The 13,962-nt window shown below is 53.0% G+C and carries 10 protein-coding genes and 1 pseudogene; 6 read left to right on the forward strand and 5 right to left on the reverse strand.

What is annotated here, in order from left to right:
- Nucleotides 1–53: 53 nt before the first annotated feature.
- The 3 genes and pseudogenes from HVZ37_RS15975 to HVZ37_RS15985 form a co-directional block, all read left to right on the forward strand.
- Nucleotides 54–455 carry a hypothetical protein gene (locus tag HVZ37_RS15975; RefSeq protein ID WP_181627716.1) on the forward strand — a complete coding sequence of 134 codons (402 nt, stop codon included), beginning with the start codon at nucleotides 54–56 and terminating at the stop codon, nucleotides 453–455.
- Between the two features lie 54 nt (nucleotides 456–509).
- On the forward strand, nucleotides 510–920 hold the full coding sequence (locus HVZ37_RS15980; RefSeq protein WP_181627717.1) for a hypothetical protein: 411 nt from the start codon (nucleotides 510–512) through the stop codon (nucleotides 918–920).
- A 96-nt stretch (nucleotides 921–1,016) separates the two neighbouring features.
- A pseudogene (locus HVZ37_RS15985) lies at nucleotides 1,017–1,259 on the forward strand (RHS repeat-associated core domain-containing protein); the annotation flags it as partial.
- Nucleotides 1,260–1,320: 61 nt separating this feature from the next.
- On the opposite strand, the gene HVZ37_RS15990 reads toward HVZ37_RS15985, so the two are convergent.
- Both HVZ37_RS15990 and maeB read right to left on the reverse strand, forming a co-directional pair.
- On the reverse strand, nucleotides 1,321–2,385 hold the full coding sequence (locus HVZ37_RS15990; protein WP_156595590.1) for a glycosyltransferase family 9 protein: 1,065 nt from the start codon (nucleotides 2,383–2,385) through the stop codon (nucleotides 1,321–1,323).
- 217 nt (nucleotides 2,386–2,602) lie between these two features.
- Complete coding sequence (gene maeB / locus HVZ37_RS15995; protein ID WP_044264854.1) at nucleotides 2,603–4,882, reverse strand: NADP-dependent oxaloacetate-decarboxylating malate dehydrogenase; 2,280 nt, start codon at nucleotides 4,880–4,882, stop codon at nucleotides 2,603–2,605.
- A gap of 274 nt (nucleotides 4,883–5,156) precedes the next feature.
- Here maeB and tal point away from each other — a divergent pair, with 274 nt between their 5' ends.
- Nucleotides 5,157–6,107: a transaldolase gene (gene tal, locus HVZ37_RS16000; RefSeq protein WP_044256900.1), complete on the forward strand. Its 951-nt coding sequence runs from the start codon at nucleotides 5,157–5,159 to the stop codon at nucleotides 6,105–6,107.
- Nucleotides 6,108–6,127: 20 nt separating this feature from the next.
- Nucleotides 6,128–8,122: a transketolase gene (tkt, locus tag HVZ37_RS16005; protein ID WP_181627718.1), complete on the forward strand. Its 1,995-nt coding sequence runs from the start codon at nucleotides 6,128–6,130 to the stop codon at nucleotides 8,120–8,122.
- 45 nt (nucleotides 8,123–8,167) lie between these two features.
- Here the strand turns inward: tkt and HVZ37_RS16010 are convergent, their stop codons facing one another.
- The 3 genes from HVZ37_RS16010 to aegA all read right to left on the reverse strand — a co-directional run bounded on the left by HVZ37_RS16010 (nucleotide 8,168) and on the right by aegA (nucleotide 12,043).
- Entirely contained in the window at nucleotides 8,168–9,208 is a 1,041-nt protein-coding gene (locus tag HVZ37_RS16010; RefSeq protein WP_156595587.1) for a DUF1176 domain-containing protein, read from the reverse strand.
- A gap of 125 nt (nucleotides 9,209–9,333) precedes the next feature.
- Nucleotides 9,334–9,909, reverse strand: a complete 576-nt coding sequence (nudK, locus tag HVZ37_RS16015; RefSeq protein ID WP_042999872.1) for a GDP-mannose pyrophosphatase NudK — start codon at nucleotides 9,907–9,909, stop codon at nucleotides 9,334–9,336.
- Between the two features lie 172 nt (nucleotides 9,910–10,081).
- Entirely contained in the window at nucleotides 10,082–12,043 is a 1,962-nt protein-coding gene (aegA, locus tag HVZ37_RS16020) for a formate-dependent uric acid utilization protein AegA (protein WP_181627719.1), read from the reverse strand.
- Between the two features lie 212 nt (nucleotides 12,044–12,255).
- Here aegA and narQ point away from each other — a divergent pair, with 212 nt between their 5' ends.
- A complete protein-coding gene (gene narQ, locus HVZ37_RS16025) occupies nucleotides 12,256–13,962 on the forward strand; it encodes a nitrate/nitrite two-component system sensor histidine kinase NarQ (protein ID WP_181627720.1) in 1,707 nt (568 codons plus the stop codon).

Genomic DNA, 13,962 nt, shown 5'->3' on the forward strand with positions numbered 1-13,962 from the left:
ATAATATAGATCCGATGGGATTAAAAACCTGTATCTTAGTAACAAAAGGATGAATGTCATTGCTGCTAGGATTCAGAGACCATGCGTCGTTATTTATTGAAAGAGCCTATATTGATAACGGACAGTATGAGCCTGTAATATATGATCCTTCTGGTTCATATGCAAGATCAATTGATACAGGGTACGGGGAACAGTTATTTCATGACAATGCGTCATTTGAGATATATAAAGATTTCTATAGAAAACATGATAATTCTACTGTCGATATTACCTGCAACTATGAAACTACTGCTGAGGCAGAAATGAATTTCTATAAAAAAGTTATGGAGTTAGGTGATAGGTCTGGTCCTGCATGCGCCGCAACAATATCTACTATTCTTGAAGGTTCTCCTTTTTTCCTCGTGTTACAGGGGGAACTTTTTTCCCAGGGGATTTATTTAGAAATGCAGGCATAGACTATTCAAAAGCTGGAGTGAAGTGATAATAATTTTACTTACAGGGGTGACCTGATGTTAAAAACCAAACAATGTATATATTTATATATAAATTCCATTATATGCTGTATTCTTCAATACTATATATTAGCAGGAACACATAAAGTCGGTAGAGAAAACTGGCCTTATGTCTTTGCTTCAAGCTTAATATCATTTTTGATTATCAATTCCATTTATGGAAATGTAAATGGAAAAATTTTTAGGATCACTCTTCTAACGGTTATGTTTTCTATTCCATTCATAGTTTATACATTAATAGAATGGCTTTATTTTCCTGCATCATTATTAAACACTATCAATGACAATGCTGCTTTCTATTTCTGCTCGGTAACTTTCTTATCAGGCGGTTGGATATTTTCAATCGCCTTGATTCTAAATTCCAAATATAGAGAAAAGTTAGATAAGTATTCTAGCCATAAGAATTAGATTAAGAATGAATTACAGTCTTAACATAAGACCTCTCAAGAGATAATGGCAAACCAGATTAAGTTATAATTTGCTATCACCATAACTTGCAGCGCCCACCGGGGCCTGCCGCTGCCGCTGGCACTGATTGACGTTCACGGGGCCATTGCGTGGCGCGCAGAGTTTGATGAATGGGGGAATATCCTGCGGGAAGATAACCCGCATAACCTGGAACAGCTCATCCGTCTGCCGGGGCAGCAGTGGGATAAAGAGACGGGGTTGTACTATAACCGGCACCGGTATTACGACCCAGCACAGGGAAGATATATCACGCAGGACCCAATTGGGTTGATGGGGGGATAGAATCTTTATGAAGATGTTCTAAGGCCAATCCAAAAAATAGATCCCAAAGTTTATGCTCTTATGAGCAATTTTGAATCCGCGCGATAACACGCTTTATCGCAACGTTAAATTCATCCAGATTGATATGGTCAATCTCTTTGCCGACCACTATCGTTTCTGAAATATCCTGCATTGCCGGCCAACGTGTTTTATAGTCGGCATAAACCGCAATGACAGGAATATTGTATGCACTTGTCATATGTAATATGGACGTATCTGGCGTAATGGCCAGAAAGGCTCCGTTGATAACCGCAGCGGAACGCATTATGGATGGCGATAAAGACAGTCGATGCACATTTTCACACGACTGCGTTAATGATACTGCATTATCGATCCCCTTCGGCCCATGGACAATGATAATCGGCAGTTCAATCTCTTGTTTGATAATCGCGATGAGCTTTTCGGCAACTGCGTGTGAGAACGAGCGTTCCTGCGCACTGCCTTCTAAATTCAGGGCGATATACCGCCCTAACGTCGAGGTCTCACGGCGAACCTCTGTTAACACCACTTCGCTGAGTGGGAGTTCGAAAGCAGCCCTTACCGCAGGGAATCCCGCTTCCCTCATCAAAATTGCCCAGGTCATTGGCACTGGAGCACGAAGGACCTGATCCATTCTTGAAGCAATTTTACACACCGGGGAATAACACTTCATCATTAATCCAGCCGCCTGAAGATTCGTTTTTGCCCTTAATCCATTGATGAACACCATTGTTTTCAGGTTCTTCCGGCGCATGGCTTCGATGCAGATATCGGGAACTCCATATTCCCGTCTTATTTTTCTGGCGACCGCTTTTATTTCATTCAACGTGGCAGAGTCCTGCATCGTCATGCTTATTACGGTCAATTTTGTCTGTCGCATCGAAAGTGCCTCAAATACTGACTGATTAATCGTTGACGATACAATTAACACATGTTCTACGTTATTCGATTCCAGCGCACGTATTACCGGAAAAATTGACATCGCATCCCCGATTTGGTCAGGGATATGAATAACCGCTAGCTTTATATTTGAATTATCAATATAAGAAGACTGATAATCATAAAAACGATAAAAAAAACCTCTTAAAATTGATTTCAAAGACATTTTCAGCAACCAGAATTTATGCGAGAGAACATTATTTCGATTTCATTCAGCCAGCGCAAGGAATTTAATGGCGTTTTAATCTGGAGGCAACGAGAAAGGAACAGATAGCGCACCGGTGACGATCTGCTTAATAATAATGTGGACAGGATACATAAAGAACGTTCTTACCCTGAGTCAGTCAGGGTAAGAACGGGACTTAAATCATCATGACAATGAATTACAGCGGCTGTGTTTGTGCTTCAACCACCGCCAGCGCGACCATATTAACAATTCGACGAACAGAGGCGATCGGCGTTAATACATGAACGGGTTTCGAGACCCCCATCAGTACCGGCCCAACAGTGACCCCTTCCGAACTGGAAACGCGCAGCAGGTTGTAACTAATACGCGCCGCTTCCATATTCGGCATCACCAGAATATTGGCCGAGCCTTTCAGCGGGCTGTCCGGCATCCGGTCATTACGAATGCTTTCCACCAGCGCGGCATCACCATGCATTTCGCCGTCAATCATCAGGTCAGGCGCACGTGCTTTGATAATCTCCAGCGCGGCGCGCATTTTGCCGGCAGACGGACAGTTGGACGAACCAAAGTTAGAATGCGACAGCAGTGCCACTTTCGGTTCGATACCAAAGCGACGCACGGTTTCCGCCGCCATCACGGCGATTTCCGCCAGCTCTTCCGGCTCAGGATCGTCATTGACGTAGGTATCGGCAATAAAGGTGTTGCCGCTCGGCAGCAGTAACGCGTTCATCGCCCCGGCGGTATGGACGCCTTCACGGTAGCCAAACACCGCTTTCACCACGCTGAAGTGTTCATGGTAATCACCGATAGTGCCGCAGATCATCGCATCCGCTTCACCGCGCTGTACCATGATCGCCCCAATCACCGTGGTGTTGGCGATCACCGCACGCTGCGCCTGCTCCTGGGTAATGCCTCGACGCTTCATAATCTGGTAGTACTCGCTCCAGTACTCTTTAAAGCGCGGATCGGATTCATTGTTAACGATCTCAAAATCAACGCCTGCTTTGATCTGCAGCCCCAGTTTTTGAATGCGCATTTCGATTACGCCCGGACGGCCGATCAGGATCGGCTTCGCCAGACCCAGCGTGATCAGTTCTTGCGTTGCGTGCAGCACACGCGCCTCTTCCCCTTCCGGCAACACGACACGCTTCGGTGCTTTGCGTGCCTGCGAGAAAATCGGCTTCATGAACAGGTTAGTTTTGTAGACAAATTCCGTCAGCTTGTCGACATAAGCGTCAAAGTCGGCAATGGGACGCATTGCCACGCCGGAATCCATTGCTGCTTTGGCAACCGCTGGTGCGATTTTAACAATCAGACGCGGGTCGAACGGTTTTGGAATGATGTATTCCGGGCCGAAGCTCAGATCCTGGTCGCCATAGGCCGAGGCCACGACTTCGCTTTGCTCGGCATGCGCCAGTTCGGCAATGGCATGGACCGCAGCCAGCTTCATCTCTTCGTTGATTGCCGTCGCGCCAACGTCCAGTGCGCCACGGAAAATGAACGGGAAGCACAGGACGTTGTTGACCTGGTTCGGGTAGTCGGAACGGCCGGTACAGATGATGGCGTCCGGACGCACCTCTTTTGCCAACGGCGGCAGAATTTCCGGTTCCGGGTTAGCCAGCGCCAGAATCATCGGCGCGCGGGCCATTTTCTTGACCATCTCCTGGGTCAGCACTTTCGGGCCTGAACACCCAAGGAAAATATCCGCGCCGTCAATAACGTCATCCAGCGTCCGTTTGCCGTCATCATCTACCGCGTAGGCCGCTTTGGTTTCAGCCATATTCGGCTCGCGACCTTTGTAGATAACGCCCTTGGAGTCGCAGACCACAATGTTGTGCTTCTGCATTCCCAGCGCCACCAGCAGGTTCATACAAGCGATCGCCGCCGCGCCCGCGCCGGATACCACCATCCGCACGTCGGAGATATTTTTCTCTACCACCCGCAGGCCGTTAAGAATGGCGGCGGTACTGATGATCGCGGTGCCGTGCTGATCGTCATGGAACACCGGAATATTCATGCGTTCGCGCAGTTTCTGTTCGATGTAGAAACACTCCGGCGCTTTGATGTCTTCCAGGTTGATCCCGCCGAACGTCGGTTCCAGCGCGGCAACGACGTTAATAAATTTGTCCGGATCGAGCTCATCGACTTCGATATCGAACACATCAATACCGGCGAATTTCTTAAACAGAACGCCTTTGCCTTCCATGACCGGTTTACCGGCCAGCGCACCGATATTGCCTAAGCCCAGCACCGCCGTCCCGTTAGAGATAACGGCAACCAGGTTGCCACGCGCGGTGTATTTATACGCAGCCAGCGGGTCTTTTTCGATTTCAAGACAAGGTGCCGCGACGCCCGGCGAGTAGGCCAGCGCCAGATCGCGCTGCGTGGCAAGGGGCTTGGTCGGAGAAACCTGGATTTTACCAGGTACCGGGAATTCGTGGAAATCAAGGGCGCTTTGCTTTAACTGGTCATCCATCTTGTTGTTCCTTTCACGTATCGTTCAAAAAAGTCACGCGCAGCCAGGTGCGTCGCACATTATCACCGCACTGCGGGACGCAAACTTTGAAGGTCCCCAAACTATCACGACTTAAATAAAGATTTCGTAATCAACTCATAACAACCATGTTACCTGCTTAAGCCAGCAATACCATGCCTGTCTGCTATGCTTTTTTGTGGTGCACATCATGAATTTCTCAGAAGTGTGATTTTAAGCACTCACCTAACACGTTACTTTTCAAGGAGTATTTCCTATGAACCAGTTAGACGGCATCAAACAATTCACCACTGTCGTGGCCGACAGCGGCGATATTGAGTCTATTCGTCATTACCAACCCCAGGATGCCACCACCAACCCTTCCCTGCTGCTGAAAGCCGCTGGCCTGGCGCACTACGCGCATCTGATTGACGATGCGATCCGCTGGGGAAAGCAGCGGGGTAAAACCCAGGAACAGCAGGTTGCCGAAGCCTGCGACAAACTGGCGGTCAATTTTGGTGCGGAAATTCTTAAAAGCATTCCGGGACGCGTGTCGACCGAAGTGGATGCCCGCCTCTCCTTCGATCAACAAAAGAGTATCGACAAGGCCCGCCACCTGGTGGATTTGTACCAGCAGCAGGGGATCGATAAATCCCGCATACTGATCAAACTGGCCTCCACATGGGAAGGCATTCGCGCGGCAGAAGCGTTAGAGAAAGAGGGAATTAACTGCAACCTGACGCTGCTGTTTTCCTTTGCTCAGGCCCGCGCCTGCGCCGAAGCGGGCGTCTTTTTGATCTCCCCGTTCGTTGGTCGCATTTACGACTGGTACCAGGCGCGCAGCCCCATGGACCCGTACGTTGTCGAGCAAGATCCCGGCGTGAAGTCGGTGCGCAATATCTACGATTACTTCAAACAGCATCGTTATGACACCATCGTCATGGGCGCCAGTTTTCGCCGCACTGAGCAGATCCTGGCGCTGGCCGGCTGCGATCGCCTGACGATTGCCCCCAATCTCCTGAAAGAATTACAGGAAAAAGAAGAACCGGTCGTGCGCAAGCTGGTGCCGTCTTCGCAAACCTTCCATCGTCCCGCCCCCATGAGCGAAGCTGAATTCCGCTGGGAGCATAACCAGGATGCGATGGCGGTAGAGAAACTCTCTGACGGTATCCGTCTGTTCGCCGTTGACCAACGCAAACTGGAAGACCTGCTTGCGGCCAAACTCTAAACCTTGCCACGGAGTGTTCTATGTCCCGTAAAGACCTTGCCAATGCCATTCGTGCGCTCAGTATGGACGCTGTTCAGAAAGCCAATTCCGGTCACCCCGGCGCGCCGATGGGAATGGCGGATATCGCCGAAGTGCTGTGGAACGATTTTCTTAAGCACAACCCGACCGATCCAACCTGGTACGATCGCGATCGTTTTATTCTTTCGAACGGTCACGCTTCTATGCTGCTCTATAGCCTGCTGCATCTGTCGGGCTATGACCTGCCGCTTGAAGAGTTGAAAAACTTCCGCCAGTTGCATTCCAGAACGCCAGGCCACCCGGAAATCGGCTATACGCCAGGCGTGGAAACCACCACCGGGCCGCTGGGCCAGGGGCTGGCGAACGCCGTCGGTTTAGCCATTGCCGAACGCACGCTGGCGGCACAGTTTAACCAGCCGGACCACGAGATTGTCGATCACTACACGTATGTGTTTATGGGTGACGGCTGCCTGATGGAAGGCATTTCGCATGAGGTCTGTTCGCTGGCGGGAACGCTGGGGCTGGGCAAGCTGATTGGTTTTTACGATCACAACGGTATCTCCATTGATGGTGAAACCGACGGCTGGTTTACCGATGATACCGCCAAACGCTTTGAGGCCTACCACTGGCATGTCGTCCACGAGATTGATGGCCACGACCCGGAAGCGGTGAAGAGAGCGATTCAGGAAGCGCAGAGCGTGAAGGACAAACCGTCGCTGATTATCTGCCGCACGGTGATCGGCTTTGGCTCACCGAACAAAGCAGGGAAAGAGGAATCCCACGGCGCGGCGCTGGGCGAAGAAGAAGTGGCGCTGACCCGCCAAAAACTCGGCTGGCACCATCCGGCATTTGAGATCCCGAAAGAGATTTATCGCGCCTGGGACGCCCGCGAAAAAGGCGAGAAAGCGCAACAGCACTGGAACGAAAAATTCGCCGCTTACCAGAAAGCGCACCCGCAACTGGCCGCAGAGTTCACGCGCCGCATGACCGGCGGTCTGCCAGAGGCGTGGGAAAAAACCACACAGAAATACATCAACGAGTTACAGGCGACCCCCGCCAAAATCGCCACCCGCAAGGCATCGCAAAATACTCTCAACGTCTACGGCCCACTTCTGCCGGAGCTGTTAGGCGGTTCGGCGGATCTGGCGCCGAGCAACCTGACGATCTGGAAAGGTTCCACCTCACTGAAAGAGGATCTGGCGGGCAATTACATTCACTATGGCGTGCGTGAATTTGGTATGACCGCCATCGCCAACGGCATCGCCCATCACGGCGGATTCGTGCCCTATACCGCCACCTTCCTGATGTTCGTTGAATATGCGCGTAATGCCGCGCGCATGGCGGCACTGATGAAAGCGCGACAAATCATGGTGTATACCCATGACTCCATCGGCTTGGGGGAAGATGGTCCGACCCACCAGGCAGTGGAACAACTGGCCAGCCTGCGTCTGACGCCCAATTTCAGCACCTGGCGTCCGTGTGATCAGGTTGAAGCTGCAGTGGGCTGGAAGCTGGCGGTCGAGCGCCATGATGGCCCCACGGCGCTGATCCTGTCACGACAGAACCTGGCACAGGTTGAACGCACGCCGGAGCAGGTGAAAGCGATCGCCCGCGGTGGCTACGTGCTGAAAGACAGCGGCGGCAAACCGGATATCATTCTGATTGCCACCGGGTCAGAAATGGAGATTACCCTGCAGGCCGCGGAGAAACTGACCGGCGAAGGGCGTAACGTCCGCGTGGTATCGCTGCCCTCAACGGATATTTTCGATGCCCAGGACGAGACATACCGCGAGTCGGTGCTGCCATCGAACGTCAGCGCGCGCGTCGCGGTCGAAGCCGGTATTGCCGATTACTGGTACAAATACGTGGGCTTAAAAGGGGCGATTGTCGGGATGACCGGCTACGGTGAATCCGCGCCAGCAGAGAAGCTGTTCCCTTACTTCGGCTTTACGGTTGAGAACATTGTGGAGAAAGCACACAAGGTTTTGAACGCCTGATGTCTGCAACGCCGGATGACGACTGCGTCGTCATCCGATAAAAAATCAACGCGTGATCCACAGCGTGGGCCAGGCATCTGGCCCATGCCAGCCATCACAGCTCGGCTCTTCGGCATAACGCACCAGACGAAAACGCTGACCGTCAAAACGCCAGCGAGTCTGGATGCCGCAGTCCGTTAATCCCCGCCCTTTTGCCAGGGTAACCAGTTCACGCGACTTCTCATCAAACACGGCGTTCATTAACTCCATGTCATTACTTTCCGCGCCGCTGTTAAACGGTAAACGTAGGCGTACGGCGTGTGAGGCCAGTGGTTTTTTCCGCGACACGATCCACGCCAGATCGATGGTGTTGTACGCTCCGGCTTCGCAGGCGATCATCAACAGGGCTTTGTCATCGGTAAGGGCGGTCACCCGCACCTCACGGCGTGAAGGATCGAGTGAACACTTAATGCCGTTTATTCGCCAGTTGCCGTAATCAAGAAGGTCGTTGCGTTCGTCGAGGGAGAGCGGTGTGGGTGTTGGGTTAACGACGGCTACGCCTTTCAGCGCCGGTGCCGGTGGCACGCTCAGTGGAGGATCGTCCCCTTTTTCAATCCACGCCGTTTCGCTGCCCACCCGCTTCTGCTGCGCGTCGATGAACAACAGCGCCGCTTTCAGCCCGGCCAGCGAAATGGTTTGATTGCCCTTTTGCAGGGTAATCGCCTTCCCGTCCTGAATCGTCAGCAGAAATTCAGCGATAGTCGCCGGGTCGTCTGTCATCAGGTGCCACGGCGTCATTCTCCAGTGTTCTGGGCTCAGCGCCAACGGTTTGCCATCCAGCAACAGGCGTGGCGCGATATCCGCTTCGTTGGTGGGCGCGGTCAGTCCGCCAAGATCGAGGCGCAAGACGGCATCGGTATGCGCCCCGGCACTGCGGCTCAGCGTCATCACCAGCCCGCCATGTTCACCGGTGTTACGCGCGACGCAAAAATTCTGGTTATTACAGGTTACCTGCCAGTCAGAAAAGGCCTGTTGCGCGGGCGCGGCCCACAGCAAGCGGGCCGGAATCAGGCCGAGCAGGAAAAGGAAAATAACGCGATAGCGCATGGACGGTAATAACCCCAGAAGTCAAACGAACAACACAGGTCGTATCTTCGTTGTGCTATTGACCATGCTCAATCGGATTTGTCGGATAGATTCAATCATTCGTAAAGAAATATAAACCTTATTTATCAATCCATTAAATGGGAAGATTGCAAATAGTTGAGCAATAACACGGTCTTACCGTCTCGTATTTCACCGGTTTTAATCATCTCCAGCGCCTGAGTAAACGGTAATTCCAGCACTTCGATGTCTTCATCTTCGACACCCCCCCCCGCGTTAGCACGCTGGCTTTCGCTGTATTCGGCGATAAAAAAGTGAATCAGCTCCGTCACACCGCCGGGAGACATGTACAGCTCAAAGAGCTTGCGCACCTCACCCACTTCATAGCCTGTCTCTTCAATGGCCTCTTTGCGAATGCAGGCTTCCGGCTCGTCGTTGTCCAGTAATCCGGCGCAGGTTTCAATCAACTGCCCGCTTTCGTTACCGTTCACCCACGTCGCTACGCGGAACTGACGAATCAGCACCACCGTCTTTTTCTCTGCGTTATACAGCAGGATCGTTGCCCCATTGCCGCGATCGTACACTTCACGTTTGTGGCGGATGACATCGCCGTTCGAGCGGGTCAGATCGTAGGTAATATTGCGCAGGATGAAATAGTTATCAGAAAGGACTTTGTCTTTAACGAGGGTGATTTTTTGCGACATATCGACTCCACAGCGTAAGAAGAGAAATTATACTACGCCGTGAAGCCGGATTTGTCTGTGTAAGATAAGGCTGATTTATGCCAGACAGAGGTGAATTGTAGACCTGATAAGCGCAGCGCTATCAAGCCGGATGTCGGCTACGCCTTATCCGGCCTACGGGATAATCGAACGTTTACCGCCCCAGCCAGTCGATGATCCCCTGCGCCGCATGGCGTCCTTCCGCCATTGCGGTGACCACCAGATCGGCGCCGCGTACGGCATCGCCGCCGGCAAAAATTTTCGGGTTAGTGGTCTGGTAACGGTATGTGCTCTCAACGTTCGCCGCGATGCGCCCCCAGCTGTCCACTTGCACTCCATGGCTCTCCAGCCACGGCATCCCGTGCGGATGGAAACCAAACGCCATGATCACGGCATCTGCCGGCATCACAAATTCACTGCCAGCAATCGGCACCGGACGGCGGCGTCCCTGGGCATCCGGCTCACCCAATTGCGTACGCAGAAAACGAATGCCGCAAACGCGCCCGTCCGCGCTCAGTTCCAGATCGACCGGCTGTACGTTGAACTCGAACTTCGCCCCTTCCTCACGCGCGTTTTTCACCTCTTTCTTCGAACCCGGCATGTTGGCTTCGTCACGGCGATAGGCGCAGGTGACCTGGCTTGCGCCATGACGCAGCGCGGTACGGACACAGTCCATCGCCGTGTCGCCACCGCCCAACACCACCACGTTAAGTCCGGCGGTGTTGATGTACGGCTCTTCAGGACATTCGTCCAGTCCCATCACCTGTTTAGTATTGGCGATCAGGAATGGCAGCGCGTCATAGACGCCCGGAGCCTCTTCGTTAGGCAGGTCGGCCTTCATCGAACGATAGGTTCCCACGCCGACAAATACGGCATCGTAATCCTCGAGCAGCGCCTCCATTTTCACATCCCTGCCCACTTCGCAGTTCAGCTCAAAATGGATCCCCATCGCGCTAAAAATTTCCCGACGACGCGCCAGCAGTGATTTATCCAGTTTGAAGGCCGGGATGCCAAAGGTCAGCAGTCCGCCGATTTCAGGATGACGATCAAAAACCGTGGCGCTGACACCGTGACGCGCCAGCACGTCGGCGCAGGCAAGCCCTGCCGGACCGGCGCCAATAATCGCCACACGCTTATCGACCTTCTGGACATGACTCAGATCCGGCCGCCAGCCGTTACCCAGCGCACGGTCAGAAATGTAGCGTTCAATGTTGCCGATCGTCACCGCGCCGTGCTCGTCGCGCACCGTACAGGCGCCCTCGCACAGTCGGTCTTGTGGACAAACGCGCCCGGTGATTTCCGGCAGACAATTCGTCTGGTGAGACAACTCCACTGCCGCATCAATATTTCCGGCTTTCACCAGTTCAATCCACTGAGGGATGTGGTTATGTAGCGGGCAGGTCCATTCGCAAATGCTGTGTTCACCACACTTCAGGCAGCGTGAGGCCTCCCGCTCCGCCTGAGCCGTGCGAAACGGCAGATAGATTTCATCAAAGCTGACTTTTCGCGCGTCGATAGCCAGTTTATCCGGCTCACCGCGCGCCGGCGTCGCGTGCATTTGCTCAATTTTGCTCATTGCGGGGAAAGCGGTCGCTGTGGCATCGGCATGCCACGGCTGATTCTCCTGCCGGGCAGTACGTAAACGTCGCGCTTTCGCCAGCCGGGTTAACGACCCTTCCGTCACCAGTTGCAGTGCGTCCGCAGGACAGTTCTCCACGCAGGCCGGCCCCTTTTCCCGCCCCTGACAGAGGTCGCATTTATGTGCTGTGGCTTTGACCTGATCGTTGGCGACGGGGGTCAGGACGATTTGCATGGTGCCAAACGGGCAGGCCACCACGCAGGATTTACAGCCGATACACTTTTGCTGATTGACCTGCACGCTGTCGTTGACGTGGCTTATCGCTCCATTCGGACAACTGCGGGCGCAGGGCGCATCTTCGCAATGGTGGCAGGTCACTGCACTTCGCTGATGCTGATGCCTGATAACCGTGATCCGGGGCTGGTAGTGACGTTGGCTAAGGACGTGTTGCTCTTCATTGTGGGCCAAAACGCAAGCGACTTCACAGGCATGGCATCCCAGGCACTGTTGGCTGTTGGCCATAATAAAACGGTTCATGGCGACCTTCTTTTTTGGTTGTAAAAACCTTATTCTTTATATAAGTGTTGTTATTAACCGACTGACCACACGTCGGCAATGTTCATTTGCCCAGGAAGCACAACTATTTCTACAGAACCTGTGGCAGATCAATTTATTTCAGCCAGAGTGAAATTACGTTTCAGATCTGCGAGAGATTTTTACCGTAAGCACTTTTAAAGGAAATTACGCGTGTGATCGTCAAACGCCCCGTCTCGGCCAGCCTGGCCCGGGCCTTTTTTTACATTGTCCTGCTCTCGATTCTCTCAACCGGCGTTGCGTTACTGACGCTGGCCAGCAGCCTGCGGGATGCCGAAGCCATTAACGTGGCGGGTTCATTACGTATGCAGAGCTATCGTCTGGGGTACGATCTGCAAAGCCACAGCCCGCAATTAAACGCCCATCGTCTGCTCTTTCAACAGGCCCTCAACTCATCGGCGTTAAGCAATCTGAATGCCTGGTATGTGCCTCAGGCGGTGAAAGGTCGCTACGCGCAACTGCATGCCAACTGGCTGGAGATGAATGCCCGCCTGATTGATGGGGATCTACAGTGGTATCAGAACAACATTAACGCCTACGTCGATAAGATCGATCTCTTCGTGCTGGCCTTGCAGCACTATGCCGAGCGCAAAGTGATGCTGGTGGTGGGGATCTCGCTGGCGGGCGGTATCGGGATTTTTACCCTCGTCTTTTTCACCCTGCGCCGTATTCGTCATCAGGTTGTGCGCCCGCTGAACCAACTGGTAATGGCCAGCCAGCGCATCGAACACGGTCAGTTTGATTCGCCGCCGCTGGATACGCACCTTCCCAACGAACTGGGGCTACTGGCGAAGACCTTTAATCAGATGTCGAGCGAGTTGCATAAGCTGTACCGCTCGCTGGAAGCGAAGGTCGAAGAAAAGACCCACGATCTCCATGAAGCCAAGCGACGTCTGGAAGTGCTGTACCAGTGTTCTCAGGCGCTAAATACCAGTCAGATTGATGTGCACTGCTTCCGCCATATTTTGCAGATTGTCCGTGATAATGAAGCGGCACTATTTCTGGAGCTTACCGTCGGCGAAAACTGGCGTATCAGTGAAGGTGAAAAACAGGCCGACCTGCCGATGCAAATCCTGCCGGTGACCATGCAGGAGACGGTCTACGGCGAGCTGCACTGGCAAAGTCAGCATGTCTCCAGCGCGATCCCGCTGTTAAACAGCGTATCGACAATGCTGGGGCGCGGCCTGTACTTCAACCATGCGCAGAAACACTTCCAGCAACTGTTGCTGATGGAAGAACGCGCCACTATTGCCCGTGAACTGCATGACTCTCTGGCGCAGGTGCTCTCGTATCTGCGCATTCAGTTGACGCTGCTCAAACGAGCCATTCCTGAGGATAACGCCCCGGCGCAGGCCATTATGGATGACTTCTCGCGGGCGCTGAACGACGCCTATCGTCAACTGCGTGAACTGCTGACCACCTTCCGCCTGACCCTGCAACAGGCTGATTTACCTTCCGCACTGCATGAAATGCTCGAAGCGCTACAAGGACAAACTGCCGCTAAACTCACTCTGGACTGCCGGTTGCCGACGCTGGCGCTCGATGCGCAGATGCAGGTCCATCTGTTACAGATTATCCGGGAAGCGGTGCTCAACGCGATGAAGCACGCCAGTGCCAGTGAGATTGCCGTCAGCTGTGTGACAGCGCCGGATGGCAATCACACGGTGTATATTCGCGATAACGGCGTGGGCATTGGCGAACCTAAAGAACCGGCGGGGCATTACGGCCTGAACATTATGCGCGAGCGCGCGGAACGTCTTGGCGGCACGTTAAGTTTTTCGCAGCCTTCCGGCGGTGGGACGTTAGTGAGCATTAGCTTTCGCTCGACAGAATCAGAAGAGGATGCGAGTCATCTGGCATAA

Origin of the sequence: Citrobacter sp. RHB35-C17 (assembly GCF_013816795.1) — a bacterium.
Taxonomy (GTDB): domain Bacteria; phylum Pseudomonadota; class Gammaproteobacteria; order Enterobacterales; family Enterobacteriaceae; genus Citrobacter_A; species Citrobacter_A amalonaticus.

Bases quoted from the DNA above. Each gene is read 5' to 3' on its own strand.
- HVZ37_RS15975 (WP_181627716.1), top strand. From the start codon at position 54: ATGTCATTGCTGCTAGGATTCAGAGACCATGCGTCGTTATTTATTGAA.
- HVZ37_RS15980 (WP_181627717.1), top strand. From the start codon at position 510: ATGTTAAAAACCAAACAATGTATATATTTATATATAAATTCCATTATA.
- HVZ37_RS15990 (WP_156595590.1), bottom strand. From the start codon at position 2,385: ATGTCTTTGAAATCAATTTTAAGAGGTTTTTTTTATCGTTTTTATGAT.
- maeB (WP_044264854.1), bottom strand. From the start codon at position 4,882: ATGGATGACCAGTTAAAGCAAAGCGCCCTTGATTTCCACGAATTCCCG.
- tal (WP_044256900.1), top strand. From the start codon at position 5,157: ATGAACCAGTTAGACGGCATCAAACAATTCACCACTGTCGTGGCCGAC.
- tkt (WP_181627718.1), top strand. From the start codon at position 6,128: ATGTCCCGTAAAGACCTTGCCAATGCCATTCGTGCGCTCAGTATGGAC.
- HVZ37_RS16010 (WP_156595587.1), bottom strand. From the start codon at position 9,208: ATGCGCTATCGCGTTATTTTCCTTTTCCTGCTCGGCCTGATTCCGGCC.
- nudK (WP_042999872.1), bottom strand. From the start codon at position 9,909: ATGTCGCAAAAAATCACCCTCGTTAAAGACAAAGTCCTTTCTGATAAC.
- aegA (WP_181627719.1), bottom strand. From the start codon at position 12,043: ATGAACCGTTTTATTATGGCCAACAGCCAACAGTGCCTGGGATGCCAT.